19 protein-coding genes are annotated in these 27,000 nt (G+C 36.9%); 14 read left to right on the forward strand and 5 right to left on the reverse strand.

Features of this window, described 5'->3' with window-relative positions; translation table 11 throughout:
- Positions 1–14: 14 nt before the first annotated feature.
- Entirely contained in the window at positions 15–1,538 is a 1,524-nt protein-coding gene (locus AC4BC7_RS14995; protein WP_490503258.1) for a flavocytochrome c, read from the reverse strand.
- A gap of 225 nt (positions 1,539–1,763) precedes the next feature.
- Here AC4BC7_RS14995 and AC4BC7_RS15000 point away from each other — a divergent pair, with 225 nt between their 5' ends.
- The 4 genes from AC4BC7_RS15000 to AC4BC7_RS15015 all read left to right on the forward strand — a co-directional run bounded on the left by AC4BC7_RS15000 (position 1,764) and on the right by AC4BC7_RS15015 (position 5,945).
- Positions 1,764–1,988 (forward strand): DUF1858 domain-containing protein, encoded by a 225-nt coding sequence (locus tag AC4BC7_RS15000; RefSeq protein WP_016174259.1) that lies wholly within the window; start codon positions 1,764–1,766, stop codon positions 1,986–1,988.
- A 1-nt stretch (position 1,989) separates the two neighbouring features.
- A complete protein-coding gene (locus tag AC4BC7_RS15005) occupies positions 1,990–3,315 on the forward strand; it encodes a DUF438 domain-containing protein (protein WP_490503259.1) in 1,326 nt (441 codons plus the stop codon).
- Positions 3,316–3,466: 151 nt separating this feature from the next.
- Positions 3,467–4,198 carry a metal ABC transporter ATP-binding protein gene (locus AC4BC7_RS15010; RefSeq protein ID WP_490503260.1) on the forward strand — a complete coding sequence of 244 codons (732 nt, stop codon included), beginning with the start codon at positions 3,467–3,469 and terminating at the stop codon, positions 4,196–4,198.
- On the forward strand, positions 4,191–5,945 hold the full coding sequence (locus AC4BC7_RS15015) for a metal ABC transporter permease subunit (protein WP_207871497.1): 1,755 nt from the start codon (positions 4,191–4,193) through the stop codon (positions 5,943–5,945). Before AC4BC7_RS15010 ends, AC4BC7_RS15015 begins: the two co-directional genes overlap by 8 nt.
- 16 nt (positions 5,946–5,961) lie before the next feature.
- Here the strand turns inward: AC4BC7_RS15015 and AC4BC7_RS15020 are convergent, their stop codons facing one another.
- Positions 5,962–6,828 carry a metallophosphoesterase gene (locus AC4BC7_RS15020; RefSeq protein WP_207871496.1) on the reverse strand — a complete coding sequence of 289 codons (867 nt, stop codon included), beginning with the start codon at positions 6,826–6,828 and terminating at the stop codon, positions 5,962–5,964.
- A 151-nt stretch (positions 6,829–6,979) separates the two neighbouring features.
- Positions 6,980–7,618: a hypothetical protein gene (locus AC4BC7_RS15025; protein WP_490503261.1), complete on the reverse strand. Its 639-nt coding sequence runs from the start codon at positions 7,616–7,618 to the stop codon at positions 6,980–6,982.
- 157 nt (positions 7,619–7,775) lie between these two features.
- On the opposite strand from AC4BC7_RS15025, the gene AC4BC7_RS15030 reads away from it, so the two are divergent.
- The 9 genes from AC4BC7_RS15030 to AC4BC7_RS15070 all read left to right on the forward strand — a co-directional run bounded on the left by AC4BC7_RS15030 (position 7,776) and on the right by AC4BC7_RS15070 (position 23,883).
- Positions 7,776–8,546 carry a TatD family hydrolase gene (locus AC4BC7_RS15030; protein WP_490503262.1) on the forward strand — a complete coding sequence of 257 codons (771 nt, stop codon included), beginning with the start codon at positions 7,776–7,778 and terminating at the stop codon, positions 8,544–8,546.
- Entirely contained in the window at positions 8,543–9,106 is a 564-nt protein-coding gene (gene rnmV, locus AC4BC7_RS15035) for a ribonuclease M5 (protein ID WP_207871493.1), read from the forward strand. The genes AC4BC7_RS15030 and rnmV overlap by 4 nt, the downstream gene beginning before the upstream one ends.
- Positions 9,103–9,990 carry a 16S rRNA (adenine(1518)-N(6)/adenine(1519)-N(6))-dimethyltransferase RsmA gene (rsmA, locus tag AC4BC7_RS15040; RefSeq protein ID WP_207871492.1) on the forward strand — a complete coding sequence of 296 codons (888 nt, stop codon included), beginning with the start codon at positions 9,103–9,105 and terminating at the stop codon, positions 9,988–9,990. The genes rnmV and rsmA overlap by 4 nt, the downstream gene beginning before the upstream one ends.
- Positions 9,991–10,541: 551 nt before the next feature.
- Positions 10,542–12,011: a helix-turn-helix domain-containing protein gene (locus tag AC4BC7_RS15045; RefSeq protein ID WP_490503263.1), complete on the forward strand. Its 1,470-nt coding sequence runs from the start codon at positions 10,542–10,544 to the stop codon at positions 12,009–12,011.
- A gap of 432 nt (positions 12,012–12,443) precedes the next feature.
- Positions 12,444–13,259 (forward strand): class A sortase, encoded by an 816-nt coding sequence (locus AC4BC7_RS15050; RefSeq protein ID WP_490503264.1) that lies wholly within the window; start codon positions 12,444–12,446, stop codon positions 13,257–13,259.
- A 109-nt stretch (positions 13,260–13,368) separates the two neighbouring features.
- Positions 13,369–16,638 carry a CapA family protein gene (locus AC4BC7_RS15055; RefSeq protein ID WP_490503265.1) on the forward strand — a complete coding sequence of 1,090 codons (3,270 nt, stop codon included), beginning with the start codon at positions 13,369–13,371 and terminating at the stop codon, positions 16,636–16,638.
- Positions 16,639–16,872: 234 nt separating this feature from the next.
- Positions 16,873–21,888, forward strand: a complete 5,016-nt coding sequence (locus tag AC4BC7_RS15060; RefSeq protein WP_490503266.1) for an adhesive domain-containing protein — start codon at positions 16,873–16,875, stop codon at positions 21,886–21,888.
- Positions 21,889–21,958: 70 nt separating this feature from the next.
- Entirely contained in the window at positions 21,959–23,638 is a 1,680-nt protein-coding gene (locus AC4BC7_RS15065; RefSeq protein WP_207942047.1) for a hypothetical protein, read from the forward strand.
- Positions 23,639–23,640: 2 nt separating this feature from the next.
- Positions 23,641–23,883: a hypothetical protein gene (locus AC4BC7_RS15070; protein WP_207942048.1), complete on the forward strand. Its 243-nt coding sequence runs from the start codon at positions 23,641–23,643 to the stop codon at positions 23,881–23,883.
- Between the two features lie 264 nt (positions 23,884–24,147).
- Here the strand turns inward: AC4BC7_RS15070 and AC4BC7_RS15075 are convergent, their stop codons facing one another.
- Both AC4BC7_RS15075 and AC4BC7_RS15080 read right to left on the reverse strand, forming a co-directional pair.
- The gene (locus AC4BC7_RS15075) at positions 24,148–25,092 is read right to left on the reverse strand and encodes an IS3 family transposase (protein WP_490504395.1); all 945 of its coding nucleotides are present in this window, start codon (positions 25,090–25,092) and stop codon (positions 24,148–24,150) included.
- The gene (locus AC4BC7_RS15080) at positions 24,978–25,541 is read right to left on the reverse strand and encodes a helix-turn-helix domain-containing protein (protein WP_311055572.1); all 564 of its coding nucleotides are present in this window, start codon (positions 25,539–25,541) and stop codon (positions 24,978–24,980) included. Before AC4BC7_RS15080 ends, AC4BC7_RS15075 begins: the two co-directional genes overlap by 115 nt.
- 25 nt (positions 25,542–25,566) lie before the next feature.
- Between AC4BC7_RS15080 and AC4BC7_RS15085 the strand changes: the two genes are divergently transcribed.
- Complete coding sequence (locus tag AC4BC7_RS15085; RefSeq protein WP_490504443.1) at positions 25,567–27,000, forward strand: adhesive domain-containing protein; 1,434 nt, start codon at positions 25,567–25,569, stop codon at positions 26,998–27,000.

Below are 27,000 nucleotides of genomic sequence, written 5' to 3' on the forward strand. Positions count from 1 at the left end.
TCTTCTTAAATGAGTTATTCTTTTGCAAAACTTGCTGATTGATTTCCTGCTTGACGGCCAAAGATAATAATATCAGCTACGGCATTCCCACCAATTCGGTTATTTCCATGCAAACCACCTGTTACTTCACCAGCTGCATATAAACCAGGGATCGTTTTGTCTTCTTTGTTAATCACTTGTGTTTCGGTATTAATTTTTACGCCACCCATTGTATGGTGAATTCCTGGTGCAATTTGAATAGCATAGAAAGGTCCCTCAGTTAAATCGTAATCCATGGCTGTTTCACGACCAAATTCTTCATCTTTTTTATCAGCAACTGCTTTATTCCAAGTGTCTAATGTTGCTTTCAGTGTTTCTTCAGGTACATCAATTTTCTTCGCTAGTTCTTCAATTGTGGCACCTTCTTCCACAACACCTTGCTCTTTGTAAAAGTCTACTTGTTTTGCTCTTTTTGCTAAAGCTTCATCGAAAATTAGATATGCATAATGTTCAGGCAATTCAGTTTCAGCAGCTGAAACTTTGTCGCGTGTTTCTAGTTCGTTAAAGAATCGTTTCCCTTGCTGATTTACCAAAATCGCTCCTTCACCACGAACGGTTTCACTAATTAACATCCCATCTTTTTGAACAACAGTTGGATGGACTTGAATTTGGTCCATAGCGACTGTTTGTCCACCTAAAGCTTCAATCATTTTAATGCCATCGCCAGTGCTTCCTTCAGAAGTCGTACTAACATAACCTTTTAAGTCTGGACGGTATTTCGTAATCATTTCTTCATTTGAACCAAAACCACCTGTTGTTACAACAACTGCTTTGGCATTGATTTCTTTTTCTTCACCGTTAATTGAAACAGTTACACCTGAAATTTTATCGTCGGTTTCATTAATTTTTGTAACATCAGCATTGACGAATAACGGAATTTCACGTTCATGAACGTTACGAATTAATCCATCGACTAAGTAACCACCCACAGCAGAACCATCAGCTGGACGATGGATACGTTTTACACTTGCACCACCACTGTAGCTAATATTATTCAACGTAATGCCCATATTATCTAACCAATCAATGGCATCAGCTGAATGGTCAACGAAATAACGAAGTAGGTCACGATCATTGGTTTCTTGTCCACCTTTTAATGTATCTTCAAAAAAAGTATCGTTGCTATCTTCAATCCCTTGTTCTTTTTGGAATTTAGTTTCAGATGCATTCATTCCGCCAGAAGATTTTAAGGTATTCCCACCTGCGATTGGCATTTTTTCAAGAATAACAGGATTTGCTCCGGCTTCTTTGGCTTGTATCGCGGCTGCCATTCCTGCACCACCAGCACCAACAATGATAACGTCATAGCTATCTTTTAATTGTGACGGGTCCGTGTACTCTTGTTCAGATGCGCCCGAATTTGCATCTGATGAAGCGCTCGTTTTTTCAGTAGATGAGTTTGTTGCACTACTTGCACTACTAGAATTTGTGTTACCACTACCACAAGCAGTTAGCAAGAAAGCAGAAACAATTAATAAACTACTTACAATCTTTTTCATTAAAATATCCTCCTAAAATTTGTTTGCAAACATAGTATAATATATCACAAACTAAAAAAGCAATAATTTGTGCAATAAATATTTATTTTTTTATATATTATCCTTTTTTATCATTAAATCATTTGTTTTTTAGCTTTTTCATTATAAAAAGTTAGTGAAAAATATATCAATAAAAGGTATAATACTTTTAAATGAGAATCATTCTTATTGTAAGGAGGAACACAAATGGAGATTGATTTAACAAAAAGTGTCTATGAAATAGTGACATTATATCCTCAAGTGAAGGAAATAATGTTTGAGATAGGATTTAAAGAAATTGCCCAACCAGGTATGTTGCAAACAGCAGGACGTTACATGACGATTCCTAAAGGAGCTAGGATGAAAAAAATTCCGTTAGAAGAAATTGTAGCAACGTTTAAAGCAAATGGTTTTACAGTGAAAGGAGAATAAAATGGAACGAACACGAGAAGAACGTCAAAAAAGAATTGTTGAAATTTTATCCTTGTTACATGAAGGTGGTTCTTTTGAAGAGGCCAAACGTTTATTCAATGAAGAGTTTGATGGTGTAGATGTCACAGAAATCACAGCTGCTGAAAAAGCGTTAATTCAAAGTGGCTTAAATCCTGCCGAAATTCAAAAACTGTGCAATATTCATGCTGCTGTTTTTAAAGGATCAATTAATGATATTCATCACTCAAGTGCAGCTTACGCTCAACCGGGTCATCCAGTACATACCTTGAAATTAGAAAATCAAGTATTACAATCTCTGTTGACGGATGAGATAGATAGTTTATTAGTAAAAATTTCAAAAGGTGATTGGTCAGTAAAAGAGCGTCTCATTAGCGCATTAACGGATTTGTTACAAATTGAAAAGCATTATACTCGTAAAGAAACACTGATTTTTGCTTATATGGAAAAATATGGCATCACAGCTCCTCCACAAGTGATGTGGGGCGTAGATGACGATATTCGTGCAATGGCCAAAGAACTAGTCGCTTATACAAAAGGCGAAAAAGTTTCCTATAATCCATTAGCTGAAAAATGGGAGACTGTAAAAAATGAAATTGAAGAAATGATTTTTAAAGAAGAAGAAATTATGGTGCCAATGATTTTAGATGTGTTTAGCTTAAAAGATTGGGAAAAAATTGCTTCAGATAGTTTCGAAATTGGCTTTGCGTATATTCCAGAACCATTACCATTTAAAGCAAGTCAAGAAGATATAGCCAAAGAGCTGGCACGTGAGCCTTTACGATTAGCAGCTATTCAGCAAGCCAAAGAAACAACTGATGCTATTGCTGCTGGATTAAAGAGTGAATCAATTGCTATGGAAGAAACCTACGACTGGGAACAAACGAATACTGCAGATACTGTGGTTTTACCCACAGGAGTGTTACAGCTTAAACAACTGATTGCCTTGTTTCAAGCATTACCAGTTGATCTAACGTATGTTGATGAAAATGACCGTGTTCGTTTTTATTCAGAAGGTAAGGAGCGCATTTTTCCTCGTACAAAATCAGTCATTGGTCGTGAAGTGGTCAATTGTCATCCACCAAAAAGTATGCACATGGTCCAACAAATTTTAGATGATTTTCGTTCAGGGACACGTGACCAAGCGGATTTTTGGATTGATTTAGGACCGAAGAAAATTTATATTCGCTATTTTGCATTGAAAGACACAGAAGACCAGTATTTAGGCTGTTTAGAAGTCACACAAAATATTACAGAAATTCAAACAATAGCTGGACAAAATCGATTGTTAGAAGGCTTCACAAAATAATTAAAACGAAGAAATGAGGAGTAAAAACTTATTTCTTCGTTTTTTTGATTGCATTTTTTCTGTGTTAGTTATATAATTCGCTTAAATAAAAGTTTAGGTTAGCCTAAAAATATAAATGTGGTTAACTATAATTATCAAAGGAGGAAAGAATATGTTGAAGTTTCAACAAATTTCTGCTAGCTATGATGGGATTCATCAAGCGGTAGATAAAATATCTTTTACAGTTGAAAAACCAGCTATTGTGGGAATTATAGGTCCCAACGGCGCAGGGAAATCAACGTTTATTAAAGCAGCATTACATTTAATTTCAAATACAGGGGAAACGACGATTGATGGACAACCATTAAAAACTGTCCAGAAAAAAATTGCTTATGTAGAACAAAAAACGGCAATTGACTATACCTTTCCCATTACTGTTCGTGAGTGTGTTTCATTGGGACTGTATCCTCAAAAAATGATTTTTCAACGTTTTACCAAAAATGATTGGCAAAAAGTTGATGCAGCCTTGGACTTAGTTAAAATGAGTGAGTTTAAAGAACGTCAAATTGGAGAGCTTTCAGGGGGGCAATTTCAACGTGTCTTAATTGCACGAACACTTGTCCAAGATGCTTCATACATTTTCCTAGATGAACCTTTTGTAGGAATTGATGCAACGAGTGAAGGCATTATTATGGATTTGCTACAAAATTTTAAAGCACAAGGCAAAATCATTTTTATTGTGCATCATGATTTAAGCAAAGTTGAAGAATATTTTGATGAATTAGTTATTTTAAATAAAGAATTAATTGCTTATGGACCTACACAAGAAGTATTTACAGAAAAGAATTTAGTTGCAGCATTTGGCGATTCTATTTTTATTAGAGGAGGTCGTTTAAATGATTAGTAATTTCATTGATGGATTAGTCAATTATCACTTTTTACAAAATGCTTTGATTACGTCTGTGGCGATTGGTATGGTTGCCGGAGCCATTGGTTGTTTTATTATTTTACGAGGCATGTCCTTGATGGGTGACGCGATTTCACATGCTGTATTACCAGGTGTGGCATTGTCTTATATTTTAGGCATAAATTTCTTTATCGGAGCGATTGTATTCGGTTTGCTTGCTTCGGTGTTGATTACGTATATTTCCCAAAATAGTGTCATTAAAAGTGATACGGCGATTGGGATTACGTTTAGTTCTTTCTTAGCTCTGGGAGTTATTTTAATCGGTGTAGCGAATAGTTCAACGGATTTATTCCATATTTTGTTCGGGAATGTATTAGCAGTTCAAGATAGTGATAAATGGATTACTTTAGGAATTAGTGTTCTTGTACTCGTTTTAATTGTTTTATTCTTCCGTCCGTTACTAATTACGTCATTTGATCCAATGATGGCGAAAGCCTTTGGAATGAAAGTGGAAGTTTACCATTATTTATTGATGATGTTATTAACGTTAGTTTCCGTTACTGCGATGCAAAGTGTCGGAACAATTTTAGTAGTCGCAATGTTAGTGACGCCAGCTGCAACGGCGTATCTATTTACCAAACGTTTGAGCCATATGTTAGTATTATCCAGTTTTTTAGGTGGAATTTCATCTCTTATTGGTTTGTTTATTGGGTATAGCTTTAACATTGCAGCAGGTTCAAGCATTGTTTTAACTGCCGCAACGATGTTTGTCTTAGGCTTTTTATTATCACCTAAACAACGTGCTAAAAATGGCAAGAAAAACTGGTTATTCGCTGCTGGTCTGATTGCTTTATTAGGTGGTGGAATTGCGTTATATACGAACCTACATGCTACCGAAGAAACAGAAGATAAATTAAATGTGGTCGTGACCAATTCCATTTTAAAAGATATTACAGAACAAATTGCTGGCGATCATATCAATTTACACAGTATTGTACCTGTGGGTAAAGATCCCCATGAATATGAACCTTTGCCCGAAGATGTGCAAAAATCAACAGATGCCGATGTCTTGTTTTATAATGGTTTGAACCTTGAAACAGGCGGCAATGCTTGGTTTACTAAACTGATGAATAATGCCAAGAAAACGGTCAATGAAGATTATTTTGCAGTCAGTGATGGTGTAGAGGTGCTTTATTTAGAAGATGAGGCGGCTGGAAAAGAAGATCCTCATGCGTGGCTGAATTTAGAAAATGGGATGATTTATGCAGAAAATATTGCAAAACATCTGAGTGAAAAGGACCCAGAAAATGCAAGTATTTATCAAGAAAATCTTACGAACTATCTCGCATTACTGACTGAATTAGATGAAGAAGCAAAAGCTAAATTTGCTTCTATTCCAGATGACCGCAAATTAATTGTGACGAGTGAAGGATGTTTCAAATACTTCTCGAAAGCCTATGATGTACCTTCTGCTTACATTTGGGAAATTAATACCGAAGAAGAAGGAACGCCAGATCAAATTCGTTTATTAGTCGATCGTTTGAAAAAATCAAATGTCCAATCTTTATTTATTGAAAGCAGCGTGAATCCTAAACCGATGCAAAGTGTTTCTAAAGATTCAGGAATTCCTATTTATTCTGAAATTTTTACGGATTCAATTGCAGAATCTGGCAATGATGGAGATAGCTATTATGCAATGATGAAATGGAATTTGGATAAGATTTATGAAGGATTAGCAAAATAAAAAAATCGCATCGAAATTAATCTTTCGATGCGATTTTTTCGTCTTTTGCAAGATGATAATAGATAATTTCAGGTGGAACACCTAAACGCATAGGCACGACACTCATTCCCAAACCATTGTTGATTGACAGCAGGGTTTTATTGGCAAATAAATACAGACCTCTTTTGTAAGTAGTAGCACCAGGATGTTTATAGCGAACAAAAGGCAAGCGAATTTGTCCTCCATGACTGTGACCGGCTAAAATCAAATCATAGTTTTGAAGATTTTCAACCTGTTGCACGCTGTCTGGTTCATGGATTAACAGCAAGTGCCATTGAGCAAGAGTTGCTTCAAAATCAAATTTGGGTGAACCTTTTATACAATCATCTACGCCTGCAATATTAATTGAAATATGTTCATTGGATCCGAAAATTTCTTCGTTTTTTAATAACGTAAAGCCAGATTCTTTAAGAACTTCACTGACAAAATATTGACCATCGCCAGAATAATCATGGTTTCCTAAAATGGCAATTTTTCCCATGGGAGCAGACATTTTTTTTAATTTTTCAATTAAACGTTTTGTATCGCTACTGGGCCATTTTTTATAGTTGTCAATTAAATCACCAGTAAAGATAATTAAATCGGGTGAAGTCTGCATAATCGAACGAATTACTCGATTTAAACGATAGGGTTTGTATAAGCGTGAAAAATGGGTGTCACTAATATGTGCAATAATCATATTGGTATTTTCTTCATATAAATCGTAAGCGTTGGAAATATCTAGAACTTGCATTTTATTTTTGCGGATAAAGTAATGCTTTTTCTTCAATCGGCGTGGCTCAATGAAGACCATATACAAAAGAAGAAGAGCGATTGTAATCATTATCCCATAAAGTATGTACATGTATTGGGTCTCCTTTGCCATTTTTAATGTAACATATGTATATAGAATAGTGGATTATAAGCAAAAAAGCAATCGAACAAAAGAGAAAATTTTCGCATAAAAAAGTCTGTCGAGTACTTCTTAAGAGTCGACAGACACAAATTCCACATCATTATTTTCTGCGCTTAAAGCGTGTTTTTTTGCCTTTTTTTGAAGGAAGTAAAAAGACTAGACAATCATAAGGCAAACTAATTAAGGACCATGCTAAAGCTTTGCTTGATGGTTGACTAACATATACATTACGAAATAAAAAGTGCATACCAACCAGTCCTACAGCACCAAAAGCAAGTAACCATCCTGTCTGGTCAAAATAAGCAAATTGACGAAATGCTACAGTCATCATGGGATACAAATAAAAGAAAGCTGCCGCTAAACCAAACCGCCAATTACGAGTTAATTGATATAAGCTAAGTAAAAAGAACAATGCCGATAAGAAAATACCAAGTGGCGGAAACAAACTCACTAAGAAAGAATACAGCATACCAAAAAGTAACATACCTGGACCTTTAACTAATGCGGTAATACCAACTAAGATTAAAAGAATTACTAATTGTTGAGGAAAACTAGCAATTGTTAACATTCCGAAACCCAGTAATAGTAACCAATGGGTGAAGGTGTTTACTTGATTTTTATCAGAAACTCGTTGTTTTTGGCGCAGTTGTTGTGCCAATTGCGGAAAATCTTTTTGAAAGGCTAACCCTTTATCTTTTGCTCTTGAATAATACCGGTACTGCGAACGTAAACGTTCCATCCCAATCCCTCCTTTTTCTTTTTCTACTATATTATAAGAAAGAATAGGTTCCAACGTATCCATCTTTAGACGGATGTTTGCCTAGGTCTTAAGAGATACTCGTTTCGAATTTAGCGAAAATGTGCTATTGTATACGAGAGAATTAGGAGGAAGAAAGATGATTTTTGATTCACATACACATTTAAACGCTGAGCAATTTAATGATGATATTCCTGAAACGATTGCTCGTGCCAATGAATTAGGCGTAACGGAAATGGCTGTTGTTGGTTTTGATTATCCAACAATTGAAAAATCCTTACAATTAAGCCAAACATATCAGGATATCTATAGTATCATTGGCTGGCATCCAACTGAAGCAGGAAGTTATACAAAAGAAGCTGAGGCATTCTTACAAGAGCGTTTAACACAACCAAAAGTGGTAGCGCTAGGTGAAATTGGCTTGGATTATTATTGGATGGAAGATCCAAAAGACATACAAGAAAAGGTTTTTCGTCGTCAAATTGCGATTGCTAAAGAACATGGACTACCTATTAGTATTCATATGCGTGATGCTATTGAAGATACGTATCGGATTTTAAAGGATGCAGATATTCGTGAAATTGGTGGAATTATGCATAGCTTTAGTGGCGATGATATTTGGGCACAGAAATTTTTAGATTTAGGGATGCACCTTTCATTTAGTGGCGTTGTAACGTTTAAAAAAGCGTTAGAAGTTCAAGCAGCAGCAAAAGTTGTTCCATGGGATCGACTCTTAGTTGAAACAGATGCGCCTTATTTAGCACCTGTTCCGTATCGAGGGAAAAGGAATGAACCTGGCTATACACGTTTTGTCGTTGAAAAAATTGCAGAATTGCGTGAAGTTACTTTTGAAGAGGTAGCAAAACAAACAACGGCAAATGCCCATCGTTTGTTTGGGATTGAGCGATGAGTAAATTAGCGATTGAAGAAATCATTGTCGTTGAAGGCAAAGACGACACTCGCCGTATTCAAGAAGTTGTTGAGGCAGATACAATTGAAACAATTGGTTCGGCGATTAACGAGGACATTTTGGAACAAATTGCTCATGCGCAAGAAACACGCGGGGTCATTATTTTTACGGATCCTGATTTTTCTGGTGAGAAAATTCGTAAGACAATCATGGAGGTTGTTCCGGATGCTAAGCATGCATTTTTACCAAGAAGCCAAGCAAAAGGAAAGCGCAAAGGGGCAAGTTTAGGTGTTGAGCATGCTAGTAATGAAGCGATTTTAGAGGCATTACGCAAAGTTGTTACGCCTGTAACCAACCAAGAACTAGGTATTCCTCGTCAAGCGTTGCTAGATTATGGCTTAATCGCAGGTCAGCAAGCGAAAGAGCGTCGCGAAAAATTAGGCGATGAATTACGAATAGGCTATACAAATGGCAAACAATTAGCGAAACGTTTAGCGATGTTTCGAATTACCGAAGAAGAATTAGCAGAAGCAATGAAAAAAGTGGAGGAAATCCTGTGAACGAAAAAAGAGAAATTGCTGTCCCATCAAGAACAAAAGAAATTCTTGCAAAACACGGTTTTACATTCAAAAAAAGTCTTGGACAGAACTTTTTAACAGAACCGAATATTTTACGCAAAATTGTTGAAACAGCAGATATTACCGAACAAACCAATGTTATTGAAGTCGGACCTGGAATTGGTGCATTAACTGAACATCTAGCAAAAAATGCGCGCCAAGTTTTAGCATTTGAAATTGATGATCGCTTAATTCCCGTATTAGCAGATACTTTACAAGATTATCCAAACGTTCAAGTAATTCATCAAGATGTCTTGGCAGCGGATTTAATTCATGTTACACAGGAAAAATTTGAAGCAGACTTACCAATTAAAGTAGTTGCTAATCTCCCTTACTATATTACGACACCAATTATGATGCACTTTTTAGAATCTGGCTTACCCGTTGCTGAAATGGTCGTGATGATGCAAAAAGAAGTTGCAGACCGTATTTCAGCTAAGCCTGGAACTAAAGCATATGGTTCATTATCTATTGCTGTTCAGTATTATATGGAAGCAAAATTAGCTTTTATCGTACCCAAAACGGTTTTTGTTCCTCAACCTAATGTTGATTCGGCGATTTTAAAATTAACACGTCGAGCAACACCTGCAGTTGAAGTAACCGATGAAAAAGAATTTTTCAAATTAACAAAAGCAGCTTTCCAATTACGCCGTAAAACACTTTGGAATAATTTACAAAATAATTATGGGAAAGATGAAGCAACTAAAAAATGGCTACAAGCTAGTCTAGAAGCAGCTGAAATTGATCCTTCACGCCGCGGAGAAACATTAACTTTAGCTGAATTTGCCGCATTAAGTAATGAAATGGAAGCAAAAAAACCGCTATAGGTCATTTCTCACAACGAAATCGAATGAAACAAAAACAACACGAATTGACAACTGTTGTTTTTGTTTTTTTTTATACTATAACATTTTTATTTCTAAAAAAGGTTGATTTACATATATACGTTTTGTTTTTTTAAGCTGATACTTATTAGATGGTTACTGATTTATAGAGGAAACAGTTGTTTTCTAAAAAGCTCATTTTTTTCCTTATAAAAAACATTAAAAAATAAAAGAATTATTATCAATATTTTTTGTTTTCATATAAAATATTTTTTGTTCTTTATAGAAAATGTCTGAATTAGAGATAGCTTTTTATAAAATAACGAGCCATTATTATGTAAAAATTTTATTTATAATGAAAAAATATGGAAATAGATAATGAGAATGCTTGTGAAACTCGTTTTGTTTGCTTGAATTTATAATAAATCTTATCCGATGAATGAAAAAAATTATAAATAAAAAATAAGGAATTGATAAGATGATTGGTAAACAAGAATCTTGTTAATGTAGTTAGTACATAAATAATGAGGAATATTGAATAAGGAGAAAATAGCATGTTTGAAATTTTTTTGGATAAAGAAGAGCAAAAAAAGTATATGTTTATAAAAAAACTAGAAGAATCAGACAGTTTTACCTTATCGATCAATGAAATGATGAATGAATTGCAAACTTCGAATTATGTATTCAAACGACTTACCCAAAGTTTGCTAATGGATTTTCAGCGTTTTGATTTGGATAAATTATGTGCGATAGAGATTATTGACCAAAATATTATGTTGAGTTCTAAAGAACATAATATTGCTGAAACACTTTTTGAATTATATATTCAAGAATCAATCAAGTACCGCCTTGTGTTACAAGCCTTTTTACAAACGTATAAATCGTTAAATGAATTTGCTTTAACGGAATCAATTAGTTACCCAATTGCGCATAAAAGCCAAAGTGAACTAAACAAAGAATTACAAAAATTAGGATTTAAGATTAATCGACGCTTTCAAGTAGAAGCAGAAAATGAAGTGGAATTACGTTTTTGGGCAACAGAGCTTTTATTAAAAATTGAAAAAAATAATTTTTTAATTTATGAGAAAAGCGATGATTTTTTTATTAATAATCAACAGAAAAAATTACATTTTGTAAATACCACACTCTTTCAAAAGCTCCATATAAAACACACATTGTTTGTTATTGATACACGTATTAGACATCATTATTTCATAGAAAATGATTGCGAATTTGAAATTATTGACAATAAGCTTTTGCCAAAGGAATTGATAAATACTAGTCGGTTGTTTTTAGAGCGATTTCAACTGTCAGAAAATATACTATGGAATGAAATTTACGCATTGAGTCGCTATTATTTTAGTTTAGAAAGCCTTACTTACCCCTTAGAACTTCCGTCAACCTTTACGATAAGTCGTTGGAATAGCAGTTTCATTAGTGCTTTACAAAAGAAATTTCCTAGAATTTGGAATTATCCTGAAGAAACGAACCAATTATATAAAGAAATTTTTTATGTTCATATTGATTTGCTCAATAAAGGAAAAATCCATAATTACTTTATTAATGCAGAACAAGTGGAGTATTTTAAAAACAGATTTCCGGAAATACACGCATTTTTAACGATTTATATTTCTAACTTAAAAGAAATAGAACCCTTTTTGCATGACCGTAGAAAATATTTGTTTTTGAATTATATGATGACAATCATCACTGTTTTACCATTAGAAGCTATTTTAGATCCTGTTTATATTTATATTGATTTTTCTCAAGGCCGTTTTTACAATCATTTTATTGAAACATTAGTAACAAATTTTGCAAATATAGGAGCAATTGTGACACCTGTCGTGGATAGAGCGGATATTGTCATAACAGATAGTAGGCGCATAGCAACGAATATCGACAAAGAATTTGTATTTTTGCTAAATTTACCTCAAGCAACTGATCTAGAGTTTCTATTTCAGAAGATTGTTGATACACGCTGGTGGAAAAAACATGAATCACAATCAGAATTACGAAAACCATAAGGATTTTATCAATCCTTATGGTTTTTTTTATAAAAAAAGATGGATTTTTATAATTTTTTTTATAAAAAAAGGTAAAAAAACTATAAAAACTGAAACCGTTGTCCTTGACTTGTACAGATAGATTTAGTCAAAAAATACTTTTTAATAATAAAAAAGCTGGAATAAAAAAATAACACGACAAAAAGACAATAATTTTTTCGAATTGCTGGATATTTGTCGTTATTTTATATGTGTCTTTTTTGTGAAGAATAAAATATGTTTTTTTGTTTTTCAATCCAAGGATAAAAATTAGGAAATTTATATGAGAATTATTTTTTGATTAAAAAATAATTATAAAAAAGGTGGGGTTTATTTGTTAAATTGAAGTACATTCATATTCAATAGGTAGATTTGCTAGCTAACTACAGATTATTTTAATGGGAGATTTATAGTATGAAAGAAAAAACAAAAAGAAGAATCAAACTCGTTTTTTTTCTTATGTTACTAATCGTTGCTTTACTTTTAATTTTTAACAATCAAATTCAAGAAGCAATTGTTCGCCATAATAGTCAATCATTTACCATAGCGAACGTGAATCGAGAAGAGATTCTTGAAAACCAAAAAAAAATTACTCAAAGTAAATCAACAGATGCAACCAATTCGTCTTCTAATATAACAAACTCTTCTACAAAAAAAGAGCAAGATATTGACTCAGAAGAAAAGGCGAATGCACAAAATACAGATGGCATTACCTTTGATTTTTCAGCAGTGGAACCGATTAGTACCCAAGCTGTAGTAGAAGCACAACTAAATAAAAAAAATTCAACATATCCTGTTGTTGCTGGAATTGCTATTCCAAGTGTCAATCTCAATTTACCTATTTTTTTAGGCTTAGCAAATGAGAACTTATTGTGGGGAGCAGGAACAATGTCGCCTTCTCAAGTGATGGGCAGTGGAAACTATGCCTTAGCCAGTCATTTGTCTTATGATCCCTATGCGTTATTTTCACCATTAGTGAATGTGAGCATGGGCGATCGTATCTATCTGAATGATTTAACAAATATTTATATTTATGAAATCTATTCAAAAAAATCCGTTGCACCTGATGCGACAGAAGTTTTAGATGAAGTACCTGGTCAAGCTATCGTTACATTAGTAACCTGTGGCGATTATGATGCAACCAGTCGATTAATTATTCAAGGACAGCTAGTAGACGTTGTTCCTGTTGACCAAATGACGACAGAAATGACGACAGCATTTGGGTTGTAATAAAGTTATGCTTATTTCTTTGTAAAGATGAACTATAGCACCACAGAATGAACCAAAAAGAAGCATTAGAATTTTTTTTAAAAATGAAAATGAGTTTTGGAGGGGTATTATGGAATGTTGGGAAAATCATACGTACGAAGCAACAGCACTTACTTTTTCAGATACAAAATTATTTAATGAACGCCCAACAGGCAATCGTTTATCGCCGTGGGGAGTAAATCATTTATTGCTTTATTTGCTGATTTTGACAGATTTACAAGATAAGAAGTTATCTCCAGATCAAGTAGTAACTTTTTCTAGAGGCGCGATGGTTGAAAAAGACGCATTACGTTCAACGCATGGCGTTCGTGGGGAAGAACGCTTATTAATTGATGTATTAAATCAAGCAATTTCATTAAATGCACCAGACTGTATCCGCGCTTTATGCCAATTGTATGGCAGTGAGAACGAAGCACGGAAAAAAATAAATCAACTAGCCATTAAATTAAATATCTCAAAAAAATCTCAGATTAGTTTGACGGGGCGTCAAGCCAATCGTCAAAAAACGAACTTATTTGATTATTATAAAGTTGGTTTAGCTTACTTGAAATTAGCAAGATCCACTTTTTCTTATATAAAAAATAGAATTCATATTATTCAGGGGAAAAAATATCAACCGCAATCATTTATGGATTTAAAAGGTGATGCTATTGCTAGTATTTTTTGGGGAGATCAACAGAGTGATGCTTTAATTTTTCGTGAGGTTGCTGGACAGTTGGTGTGTTCACTAGTTATTAACAGTCAAAACTATATTCAAACCGTTGAATTAGCTTTATTAACCACATTAGTCTCAGATGAAAAAATAGAAGAAATAGAGTTAGAGAATCCCATCATTAATATCTTAGCAGATACGTATTTTGGTGAATTTTATACAAAAAAACGTAAGTTGAAAAATCAAGCAGATGCGTTACAAAAATATGGTTATGCACATTCTTTTGAAAAATTATCAAAAAAAATGAAGAAGGAAGACTTCAATATTGTTACTTATGAGGGGGTGCTAATCAAACCCAATGAACCTTGTTATAACGAAAGAAAAGTTTTCTATCTTGGTGGGGATAAAGAAAAAACGATTAAGGAACTAAAAAATCGTTTCGTTAAGATGATTAACTTGGGAAATAATCATGCGAAAGACTATGGAGAAGAGGCGCTTTTAGATACGATTGATAGTTTAAAAGCAGCAGAAATTTCTACAATAGGTTCAGGTGAAAATCTGTCGGATGCCATTAAACCAGTAATTGTAACCTATGGGAATCAGAAGTTAGCCTTTTTTTCAGGATATTGGCATCGTAATGGGCGTGACTTAGATTTTGACTTTTATGCAACAAATCGTTCAGGAGTTACCACATTAGATGGAATATTATTAGAAGAAATCAAACAATTTAAAAATAGAAATCCTGAAACCCAAGTGGTTATTTTTGCACATTGGGGTGTAGATTTCAAAAATGTATTAGTATCACAACGACAGTTAGCAAAAATTTTAGTTGAAAAAGGTGCGGACTTAATTATTGGTAGTGGTCCCCATAAAATTCAAGAAGTAGAAGAAATTGATGGAACACGGGTATTTTATAGCATAGGTAACGGGATTTTTAACAATAATGGTCTAGAATTCACTAAACCAGAAAATTTCCCATATGGTTATTTCTTAAAATGGAATATCCAAAAGAATAAAATACAAATCTATCCTTTTTGGAATTTTAATCTTGATACATTTTGGCAACCTTATTTTATTAATGAAAAAGATAGACAAACAGTTATTCAAGATATAGAAACGCTTAATTCGAATAAGTTACTAACTAGTGCAAAAAAAGATGAAGCAGGTCACCTGTACTATGAAATAGATGCTTTTAAAAGGAAAACGCAGACAGCTAATGAAAACAGTAAATGGTTAGAGTGGTTTGACCAAAATCTGAAGGGGTATTTTTTACAATCAGACATTATCCCCGATTTTAATTTTGATTTTATGAGTATTGATCCAAAAGTAATAGAAGAAACGCAGTGTGAAAATGCCGTATATATTTCTTTAAGTAAAGAAGATTTAAAAAATATGATTTATTTACCTAACTGGAACCCACTGCATAGAAATGAACAGTTACTAAATAGTAATGCCATTCATAAAATAGGATTAATTATTACAGATACGCCAATCGAACAGTATAAAGACAGTATCCCGCAATATATTGTAGAGAATGGGTTACAAACAGCGTCATTATTAGCAGATTGCATGACAGAAAATGCTTCTGGAAAAATGGTTACTATTACTGGTAGTGCAGGGAAATCTTCTGTGCGAATGCTTTTAGAGCAATTGTTAGAAAAAGAAAAGCCAACTAGTAATACAGGAAATTCAAGCTTACATCTTCCTAATTTAGATATTGCATTGAGTCTAATTACTAATCCTACCATAGCATTAATTGAAGCTTCTGTTGGATGTATGAATCGATTAGGGTATGGGAATGAGACGTATCGTTATCGTAGTGATGTTGTGATTATGACATCGTATGGAAATGCTCATGCAAAGTATGGTGTAGAAAGAAATCTATCCTGTAAGACGGAATTGTTTCGACATACAAAAAATGGAGCTACGGCAGTTATTAACGGTGATATTGAAGAAAAATATTTATGGAAAATACTCCGTGAAGCAAATAGTCAAAATTTGCAGATTAAAACATATAGTTTAACAGATTCTACTGCGGATTGTTGTTTAGTAGAAAGGATTATTACACGAGATGATTCCGAAATAACAGTGTCATTAAATCGTCACCTCTATACATTTAAAGTAGTTGCGGATAATTTAGGAAGAATCCAAAATATTATGGCTAGCTTACTAGCAATCGATGCTTTAGGTTATGCCGTAAATGATTATATTCATTGTTTTCAAGAGTATCATAATTTGCCGAGGAATTTGGAGAAATGTGTGATTGAAAATGAGGATATGAAAGTTACTTTAATTGATGACACACATAATAGTTCCATTCTTGCTTTAAAAAATGGTTTGCAAACATTTAAAGAAAAACGAAAATTTTATACGGGAAATAGTTTATTAGTACTGGGGGAAGTCGCAGATTTAGGAGAAATCAGCTTCCAAGAGCACTATAAATTAAAAGAAATGATACAAGATAGTCCAGCTGACCAAATATTTTTATGTGGTAAGGCATTTCAACAACTGGCAAACGAACTTCCAGAAATCCAATGGTTTGAAGAAAAAGAATTAATTGCTAAAGAAGTTGAAAAATATATAGAAGATGATTCTTTCATATTTATTAAAGGATCGTCACTCAGTAAATTTTATACAGTTGCTGAACAATTAAAACAGTACAGTGTTAAGCAAGAAGCTATACCTTGATGTGCTTAATTGAGGTCGATAGTTATCTTATCAAATGTTCAAAAAATCTACTTTATTTGGTATTCGCATCTAATATTTTTTTAATATTAGATTGAATAATATATATATAATCGTTGGTTAGTTTAGGGAAAAAAGAAGGAGGGACATTCAAAGTATTCCCGAGTTGAGATTTGTTGGTTGGTTACTCATGTTCACAAGCAAAGGATGCAAGCCTTTTTGTAAGGAGGATAAGTAATGAAGAAGAACGACTATAAAAAGATTATGAACGCGAAGCAAAGAAAACGCGTCTCCAAAAGAAATAGTATTTTAGCCAATGCAGCAGTAACAGGGTTGTTATTAACTGGAACTGTAGTGGCACCAGCAACATTGTTATGGGCACCTAGTACTGTAGAAGCAGCTTTAGTTGATGCTTCTATATTACAAAATGTAACTACAAGTAATGATAGTGGAACTATTCTAAATGGATTGTATGATAATGGGACTGCTTATAGAGTTGGAACTGGGGTAGAAAATTTTAATATTTTTGTATCTGGGACAAGTCCTATTGATGCTTCTCTTATTTCAGATAATAATAAACGCATTGTTATTTCAATTCCAGAAGGCTTGCAAGGAAGTATAGCAACTAATGGCCAAGCTCAAATTAATTCAAGTTTTAGCTTAGATTTAAATAATGTACCTTTACTTTCAGGTGGTTTAAGCGCTCTTACAACTGCTGTGGGTGGCTTAGTAACAGGAGTTGGTCAGATAGTGGATACTATTACTGGCACTGCTGGCATTATTTCTAATGTTTCTACTACTGGCGTTGTAATTCAAGAGTTATTAGATGATTTAATTGCACTTGATACAGCAACATTTGCTTCAGATGTTATGTTATCACCAGACGGTACTCATTTATATGTGGATGTGAATGACGGTTTAGGATTAATTTTAGCTCAAAATGTTACAGACATTTTGAACGATCTGAATGATGCTATCAATAGTTTAAGCATTACAGTAGATCCTAATGCCAATATTATTCAGCAAGGAATAGCCACACCAGTAGTAGCAGCAGCTAACTTAATTCTTAACCCGATCAAAACTACTCTGAATGCAGCAGTAAATCTTCTATTAAATCCAGTTATAAATAATGCAGGAGAATTGGTTAATCAATTAGCAGATGCTGCGGTATTAGGTGGAATGGATGCGACTATTCCAGTTGCACTTAATACAGATACAGTAGATCCAGTAGGCGTTCCAAATGATGGTGCATTTAATTTTAATGGTGCAGTTATTGAAGGAAACACAATTGATATTAATATTTTAAATAATTCTAGTGATGCCAATACCATTTATTTTGAAGCAGCTGCTATAGATGTTACAGCACCAACTGCTACTGTAACAGGAAACACAGCAGGCTATACAGTGAGCGGAACAGCTGATCCTGATGCAGAAATAGAAGTTCGTGATGCAGATGGAAATGTAATTGCTAGTGGTGTAGCTGATGGTGATGGTAATTATACAATTCCAATCAATGGTGAAGATGTTTATCCAGGACAACCAGTGAATGTGGTCGCTATCGTTGAAGGAAATGAAAGTGATCCAACACCTGCTGAAATTCCAACTTTAGTAACACCGGTACCAACAATTACTGGTGATTCAGTAAATGGTTATACAGTAACCGGTACGGCAGATCCAAATGTTACAGTTGAAATCAAAGATGCAGATGGAAATGTACTAGGAAGTGGACCTACAGATGGCGATGGTAATTTTTCTATTACAATTCCTGTAGGTGCAGTTGTAGAAAATGAAGAATTGACTGTTAACTCAACTGTTAATCGTGATGGTGTAGATTACATCAGCCCTAACGCAGACATTATTGTTCCAGAAGATGATGAAACAGATGGAGACGCTGATGGCGATGCGGATGGTGATGCGGACGGTGACGCTGATGGCGATGCCGATGGTGATGCTGATGGCGATGCTGATGGCGATGCGGACGGTGACGCTGATGGCGACGCGGATGGTGACGCGGATGGAGACGCAGACGGCGATGCCGATGGCGATGCAGATGGAGACGCAGACGGCGATGCTGATGGCGATGCGGATGGTGATGCGGACGGTGACGCGGATGGCGATGCGGACGGCGATGCCGATGGCGACGCAGACGGCGATGCTGATGGCGATGCGGATGGTGATGCGGACGGTGACGCTGATGGCGATGCGGACGGCGACGCTGATGGCGACGCAGACGGCGATGCCGATGGCGACGCTGATGGCGATGCTGATGGCGATGCTGATGCGGACGGCGATGCAGATGGCGACGCAGACGGCGATGCAGATGGAGACGCAGACGGCGATGCTGATGGAGATGCGGACGGCGATGCGGACGGTGACGCTGATGGCGATGCGGACGGCGACGCAGACGGCGATGCTGATGGCGATGCGGATGGTGATGCGGACGGCGATGCGGACGGTGACGCTGATGGCGATGCGGACGGCGACGCTGATGGAGACGCAGACGGCGATGCCGATGGCGACGCTGATGGTGATGCGGACGGCGATGCCGATGGCGACGCAGACGGCGATGCAGACGGCGATGCCGATGGCGATGCTGATGGAGATGCGGACGGCGATGCGGACGGTGACGCTGATGGCGATGCGGACGGCGACGCAGACGGCGATGCTGATGGCGATGCTGATGGAGATGCGGACGGCGATGCGGACGGTGACGCTGATGGCGATGCGGACGGCGATGCTGATGGCGATGCGGATGGTGATGCGGATGGTGATGCTGATGGCGACGCAGACGGCGATGCTGATGGCGATGCGGACGGCGATGCTGATGGCGATGCTGATGGCGACGCGGACGGCGATGCCGATGGCGATGCTGATGGCGATGCGGACGGTGACGCGGATGGTGACGCTGATGGCGATGCGGACGGCGATGCCGATGGTGACGCAGATGGCGATGCGGACGGCGATGCTGATGGTGATGCGGACGGCGATGCCGATGGAGACGCTGATGGCGATGCCGATGGCGATGCGGATGGTGATGCTGATGGCGACGCAGACGGCGATGCTGATGGCGATGCGGACGGCGATGCTGATGGCGATGCGGATGGCGACGCGGACGGCGATGCCGATGGCGATGCGGATGGTGATGCTGATGGCGATGCGGACGGTGACGCGGATGGTGACGCGGATGGCGATGCCGATGGAGACGCAGATGGCGACGCAGACGGCGATGCGGACGGTGACGCGGATGGTGACGCGGATGGCGATGCGGACGGCGATGCCGATGGTGACGCAGATGGAGACGCAGACGGCGATGCGGACGGTGACGCGGATGGCGATGCTGATGGCGATGCTGATGGCGACGCAGATGGCGACGCAGACGGCGATGCTGATGGCGATGCTGATGGTGATGCGGACGGAGACGCAGATGGAGACGCGGATGGCGATGCGGACGGCGATGCCGATGGCGACGCAGATGGAGACGCGGATGGCGATGCCGATGGAGATGCAGACGGCGATGCTGATGGCGATGCGGATGGTGATGCGGACGGCGATGCCGATGGCGATGCGGACGGAGACGCAGATGGAGACGCGGACGGCGATGCTGATGGCGACGCAGACGGAGACGCAGATGGAGACGCAGATGGAGACGCGGATGGCGACGCAGATGGCGACGCGGACGGAGATGCCGATGGCGACGCAGATGGCGACGCGGACGGCGATGCCGATGGCGATGCCGATGCCGATGGCGACGCAGACGGCGATGCTGATGGCGACGCGGATGGCGATGCTGACGGTGATTCAGACGGTGATTCTGATGGCGACAGCGATGGCGACTCAGATGGAGATTCCGATTCAGACAGCGACTCAGACTCAGATAGCGATTCCGATTCAGACAGCGACTCAGACTCAGATAGCGATTCCGATTCAGACAGCGACTCAGACTCAGATAGCGATTCCGATTCAGACAGCGACTCAGACTCAGATAGCGATTCCGATTCAGACAGCGACTCAGACTCAGATAGCGATTCCGATTCAGACAGCGACTCAGATTCAGATAGCGATTCCGATTCAGATAGTGACTCAGATTCAGACAGCGACTCAGACTCAGATAGCGATTCCGATTCAGATAGTGACTCAGATTCAGACAGCGACTCAGATTCAGACAGTGATTCCGATTCAGATAGTGACTCAGATTCAGACAGCGATGGAGATGGTGATTCCGATGGAGACAGCGACAGTGATGGAGATAGTGACGGAGATTCAGACGGAGATAGCGATGGAGACAGCGACTCAGATTCAGACGGAGATTCTGATGGAGATAGCGACTCAGATGCCGACGGAGACAGCGATGGCGACTCTGATGGAGATAGCGACTCAGATTCAGACGGAGATAGCGATGGAGACAGCGACTCAGATTCAGACGGAGATTCTGATGGAGATAGCGACAGCGACGGAGACAGTGATTCCGACTCAGATAGCGACTCAGATTCAGACAGCGACTCAGACTCAGATAGCGACTCTGATGCCGATGGTGATGGAGACACAGATGAGCCATATGTAGATGAAATTACTGAAGGCGATGTCCTTGTTACCGGGGATGCTATTCCAAACGCTGAAATTGTTATTCGTGATAAGAATGGAAACATTATTGCTAAAGGTGTTGCAGGAGCAAATGGTGAATTTGCTATTCCAGTAACCGGACTAAAAGCTGGTGATAAATTATATATCACTGCTCAAGTTGATGGTAAGAAAGTAAGTAAGACAGTTATTACCACAGTAAAAGCGCAAAACCAAACATCTCAACCAACTGTAAACCCTGTTAAAGAAGGGGATAAAACAATCACTGGTACAGGAACACCAGGTGCGGCTATTACTATCCGTGACAAAGACGGTAAAGTGATTGGTAAAGCAATTGTTGGCGCTGATGGTAAATGGTTGGTAGCTGTTTCTGGTTTACGTGAAGGCGACAAACTATTTGTCACATCTCAAGAACCTGGAAAAGCTGAAAGCAATCCAACAGAAGTCACTGTAGGTAAGAAAGATAGTGGCAAACCTGATAAACCTGGAAAAGGCGATCATAACCATGGTAAACCTGGCGGAAATGGTACAAATAAACCATCTACAGGCAAACCTGGGTTACCTCAAACAGGGGTTGAAGTGAGTGCGACTGCATCAATCTTCGGTGCTTTATTAGCTGTCATCTCTGGATTTGGTATTTGGAAATCTAGAAAAGGTAAAAAAAATCCTAAGTAAGAACAAGTAAGAGCGAACATTCGATGAGGGAGTAATTCCCTCATCGTTTTGAAATTGAGGAGGGAAAGACATGAACAACGTAGTATCTAAGAGTCAAACATTGAACCAATTATTTGAAACTTTTGAGACATATAAGAATGCTGAAATAAAAACCTCTATTTTTATTTTAAGCTATGGAAAAAGTGCTTCCCGTTGCCATGTAAAGGAATTTTATGGCAGAACATTGAAGCAAAGTTGGGACAAATTAGCTTCGTTCTATCGCTCCTTATCAATAAATATTGAATATGCTCGTATTGACTTGATTACTGAAGAAACAAAAGTTACATATGAGGAATTATTAGAAATTATTAATAGTATCAATCGGAATAACTATGTTGAGTTTGGACTTCGACTTGAAGGTTTTAAAAAGAGGAGTTTTTTGAAAGAAGAAATTACCGCAAATGCTTTATTAGTTCCAGATAAAAATCACAAAATTGGTCAAAATAAAGCAAATCTCCATTTCGACACAGCTAATTATAAAAATTACGTTAAAAGAAAATACAATGTTCTAGACCATACAATGAACTATTTCTTAACGTCAGATATTTATTTATTTAAAACAAAAGCTTTTTTTATTGATGAAAATCAATTTTATGAATTAAAAGACTATGGTTTTGGTAATCAATTTCGAATTGTGGAAGAAGATAACTTCCGTGAGATGCTTGATTTAGTCATTCATCAAGGTTCCAATTATTTATTAGATCAATTGGATGAAGCTGGCGAATTTATCTATGGTTATTTTCCGTGTTACGATCGTAATATTCGAAATTACAATGCCATTCGTCATTTCTCTTCAATATATGCATTGTTAGAAGCTGGCGAGTTTCTAGATAATCAAGAGATGATTGAACATTCACTGCAAGGTTTAGTTTGGGGATTTGAAAATCTAGCTGAAGAAAACGACGGCGATTATTTTATTAAAGATCAAATTGGAGAAACCATTGAATATAAATTGGGGGCACAAGCAGTTGCCATCTTGGCTTCGGCAAAGTATACACAAATTACCAATGATACACGTTTCTTTGAAAAAATGAAAACTTTAACACGAACGATCGAAAAACGATTCCTTACTGAAAATGATGAGACGATACATGTCTTTGATGGCCATTTAGCAATTAAAGATAAGTTTAGAATTATTTATTATGATGGTGAAGCTCTGTTCTCAATGTTACGTGCCTATGAATTAATGAAAGATGAAGAGATTTTTGCCATTTGTAAACGACTAATGACGCACTTTGTTGCTAATAATTATGAAAAATATCATGATCATTGGTTGAGTTATGCAGTTAACGAATTTTTAAAACATGAACAAAAAGATGATTATTATATCTTTGGGATGAAAAATGCCTTAAATCGAATTGATTTTATGGAAAGTCGTGATACTGCTTATCCGACGATGCTTGAGTTATTAGTTGCTGCTGCCAAAATGATGTTGAAGTTAGAGGTATATGATCGACGTAAAGAAATTATTTCTGATGAAGAATTTGAAGCAGCAAAAAATCGTATTTTTGATGTGATGAGTCATCGTGCGTATCATGAAATCGTAACTGGTACGATGTTCCCTGAATTTGCGATGTATTTCAAAGCACCGTATAAGATTGAATATGGATTTTTTGCTAGACATGACCGTTTCAGAATGCGAATTGACGATGCAGAACACTTTTTATCAGGACTTGTTAACTATCGCAGTTTAACCTTTGGGAGTGAATAATTATGGAATCTTATGGCGTCATTCGAGTGATTGCATTATTTGCTTTAGCACTCTATGCTGTATCAGTAAGAAAACGTATTAAACGTAATCGAAAAGAAGAACTAAATGATTCACTAGACAATTTTAAAAAAGATGAAAATGGGTTATATCCTTGGGAAACTCATACCGATGATTCGCCAGAAAGTATCCCTTCAGATGCAAAAGTGTTTAAAGAAAAAAACAAAATACGAAGAGGAAGATGGTAGACTGAAAATTTAATATGAGTCATGGACAATTACAGTAGATTAGTATGCAAAGAATCTTCCCCCTGTAATTGTCTGTTTGTATCTAAAGTTTACTGAAAATGGAGGGATGATAGATGGAAAAAGAACACAAACGTCAGCTGTTTATTCGCAAAATAGTTCTCTTTCTTTTCTTATTATCTATAACCTCGGCCAGTTATTTTCACGTAAAAAAAGTAGAGGCAGCTATCGTAGGATGGTGGCGACCCCTAAAAGTTAGAGTTTTTATTATGCAGCTGATTGGCTGGATTGAATTCGGTATTCGACCGGACTCAGTCCAGCCAATTTTACTTTTGATCGTACGTGGTTATACCAGTAGATGTATTCTTTAATTCGTCGTTTTAATTCTTCATAACTGACTAGTTTCTCTCCATAATACATTTCTTGTTTTAATATGCCAAAGAAATTCTCCATCGAAGCATTGTCTGCACACGTTGCTTTACGTGACATACTCTGGAATACATTGTTTTTATTTAATGTTTTTACCCATTTATTATGTTGGTAATGCCAACCTTGATCCGAATGGATAGTTGTACGGTAGGTTGCGTGATTCTTTATTATCTCTATTGTTTCATTTAGTGGCTCCATGACTAAATCTAATGTTGGGCGTTTCTTAATTCCAAACGCAATCACTTCTCCATTATATAGGTCAAGAATAGGGTTTAAATACAACTTTTCTTCCCCTAGACATTTGAATTCCGTAATGTCAGTTACTAGTTTCTGAAATGGGATAGGTGTACTAAACCGACGTGACAATCGATTCTTCACTATTTTTCCAGTAGTTCCTTTATATGAATTGTATTTACGGGATTTTCGCATGAATTTTACACACTTTAATCCTAGCTCTCGCATAATGCGATACACCTTTTTATGATTAATACAGTATCCTAATTTCTTTAACTCGTCTGTAATCCGTTTATATCCATAACGTTCATAAAACGCCTTAAATAGGTGAGTAATGCGTTCTTTTAGTTCGATATCCAGATCTTCTTTTCCGAAGTTCTTGACATGATAGTGATAGGTTGCTTCGGGAATTCCCACAACTAGGATAATATCCTTTAATCGGAACCCTTCTTCTTTAAGTTCGAATGCCCATTTTGCTTGCGCTTTTCGAGTAAGACATTCGGATTTTCCCGAAAAGCTCTCAGCTTTTTTAAATAGGCAATTTCTAATCTCAGTAGTTCATTCTCTCGTTCTAACTCCGTTTCACGTGTGAACTTGTTTTCTTCCTTTTTCGTTTGTTTATTTAGTTTCTTAGTCATAGAAGGTCGCTCCTTTGATTTTGGTTTCAAGCCTTCTATCCCTTGAGAATTAAAATCTTTCATCCAACGATAAATTAATGAAGGATTATTTAATCCGAATTGTTCAGTCGTTTCCTGATAAGAAGCACCTGTGTCTAACATAAATTGTATCGTATTTAATTTAAATTGAACAGGATATACTTCCTTCCTTTTTCTTCGTTTTAATCCCTCCATCCCTTGTGTTTTATAAGCTCTTACCCAATTTTGTAATGGTGTTGCAGAAGGCATATTGTATTTCTTCGCCAATAATTTATAACCAATATTTCCATCCAAATACTCCGTAACAAGCTTTATTTTAAATTCTTCACTATATTTAGCCATAAAAATACCCCCGAAAGTTAGATTTATTACTCTAACTTTCGGGGGTCGGTACCGATTAGAACTTTTAAACAATCTTTCCTCACAAAATGACAGCCAGACAACAAGTGAGTATCGTTGGCCCGTCAATGAAGTGCAAAAAAGAGTGGTCTTTACTATAGAAGGAAATGAGACGGTGGATTTAGGGCAGATTGTTTTAGTAGGAACGAAAAAAAAGGCTGTGGTGGTCATTCCTGAAACGATGTTAAATCAAGTATCAGTAGGAAATGAGCAAGCTAATTTTAACGGGAATATTTTGTTAGAAAAAAATAATATGCCTGTATTTACTACTTTAATTACGACGGTAAGTGGCGCTGTAGGAACATTATTAGATGGTGTGACCAATTTATTGAAAGGCAAAGTCTTAGGTTTGATTACGTTATCCGATGTTGTTTCTGTTAATACAGGTGACTTGAGTGCCAAGCTAAAAGAATTAACCGATTTATCAGCACTCAATAATGTAGCATTTTCTGAGAATGTGACCTTAACCGCAGATGGTAAAGCAGTGGTTGTTGAACTAGATAATGGTTTGGCGATGAAATTGCAAGATACGGTCAATCAACTACTCGATGAATTAAAAGCGATTGAATTAAAAATTAGCCTGTTGCCTGGAGCGGAAAATTTACCTTTAATCGGGGAAATTTTAAAAATTGTCAATGGTACATTAACGACTAGTGTAAAAGCCTTAGAGGCAACATTAGATAGTACCATCACACTTGCTCAAAATACATTTAATTCAACAGAAAGCTTATTAAAACAACTAGCTGATGGTTCAGTATTAGCTGATTCAACCATTGATATTCCAACAGAAATTAGTCGTCCGAGGCATGTGAATACCGACTTAGATGCAGCGTTTATTGGGACAATTGTTCAGGCGAATGTTATTGATGTCAATCTTCTTTCTCAATCGCAAAGTAAAAACTATATTTATTTTGCACGAGAGATTTTTGAATGGCAGCTTTCTTTGCCAACAAATTTAGATTTTGGAACACATCCAATTCAAACGAAAGCAGCAGAAACGTGGGTTGCTGAAAATGAAAACCAAGTGACAACAGGACAAATCTCTGTAACGGATTATCGACTTAAAACAATCGAAACCAGTTCGAAATGGGAACTAAGTGTGAAGCAAGAAAGTGCATGGCTTAATGGCGAATATCCGTTGCCTAATGCTCAGTTACAGATGAATATTGGCGAAATTACAAGGGTTCAATTTCAACCTGAGGATATTAGCTATCCTCAAGGTGAAAACATTTCTTTATATAATCAAGAAACTGTCAGCCTTTTAAGTTTGGAAAATGCACAAGCATCAGGCGCTGTCACTATTGATTTATCATCTTTTTACCTATATATCCCTGAAAATACCCCCAAATATACAGGAACTTATCAAACAACTTTAGTTTGGACGCTATCAGATGTTCCTTGA

It is taken from the genome of Enterococcus sp. AMC1623 (assembly GCF_058216495.1).

What these genes read in the sequence shown, in the direction of transcription:
- AC4BC7_RS15080 (WP_311055572.1), bottom strand. Translation starts at nt 25,541, where the DNA reads ATGGCTAAATATAGTGAAGAATTTAAAATAAAGCTTGTTACGGAGTAT.
- AC4BC7_RS15000 (WP_016174259.1), top strand. Translation starts at nt 1,764, where the DNA reads ATGGAGATTGATTTAACAAAAAGTGTCTATGAAATAGTGACATTATAT.
- AC4BC7_RS15045 (WP_490503263.1), top strand. Translation starts at nt 10,542, where the DNA reads ATGTTTGAAATTTTTTTGGATAAAGAAGAGCAAAAAAAGTATATGTTT.
- AC4BC7_RS15055 (WP_490503265.1), top strand. Translation starts at nt 13,369, where the DNA reads ATGGAATGTTGGGAAAATCATACGTACGAAGCAACAGCACTTACTTTT.
- AC4BC7_RS15005 (WP_490503259.1), top strand. Translation starts at nt 1,990, where the DNA reads ATGGAACGAACACGAGAAGAACGTCAAAAAAGAATTGTTGAAATTTTA.
- rnmV (WP_207871493.1), top strand. Translation starts at nt 8,543, where the DNA reads ATGAGTAAATTAGCGATTGAAGAAATCATTGTCGTTGAAGGCAAAGAC.
- AC4BC7_RS15065 (WP_207942047.1), top strand. Translation starts at nt 21,959, where the DNA reads ATGAACAACGTAGTATCTAAGAGTCAAACATTGAACCAATTATTTGAA.
- AC4BC7_RS15015 (WP_207871497.1), top strand. Translation starts at nt 4,191, where the DNA reads ATGATTAGTAATTTCATTGATGGATTAGTCAATTATCACTTTTTACAA.
- AC4BC7_RS15060 (WP_490503266.1), top strand. Translation starts at nt 16,873, where the DNA reads ATGAAGAAGAACGACTATAAAAAGATTATGAACGCGAAGCAAAGAAAA.
- AC4BC7_RS15050 (WP_490503264.1), top strand. Translation starts at nt 12,444, where the DNA reads ATGAAAGAAAAAACAAAAAGAAGAATCAAACTCGTTTTTTTTCTTATG.
- AC4BC7_RS15030 (WP_490503262.1), top strand. Translation starts at nt 7,776, where the DNA reads ATGATTTTTGATTCACATACACATTTAAACGCTGAGCAATTTAATGAT.
- AC4BC7_RS15070 (WP_207942048.1), top strand. Translation starts at nt 23,641, where the DNA reads ATGGAATCTTATGGCGTCATTCGAGTGATTGCATTATTTGCTTTAGCA.
- AC4BC7_RS15010 (WP_490503260.1), top strand. Translation starts at nt 3,467, where the DNA reads ATGTTGAAGTTTCAACAAATTTCTGCTAGCTATGATGGGATTCATCAA.
- AC4BC7_RS15025 (WP_490503261.1), bottom strand. Translation starts at nt 7,618, where the DNA reads ATGGAACGTTTACGTTCGCAGTACCGGTATTATTCAAGAGCAAAAGAT.
- AC4BC7_RS15020 (WP_207871496.1), bottom strand. Translation starts at nt 6,828, where the DNA reads ATGTACATACTTTATGGGATAATGATTACAATCGCTCTTCTTCTTTTG.
- AC4BC7_RS14995 (WP_490503258.1), bottom strand. Translation starts at nt 1,538, where the DNA reads ATGAAAAAGATTGTAAGTAGTTTATTAATTGTTTCTGCTTTCTTGCTA.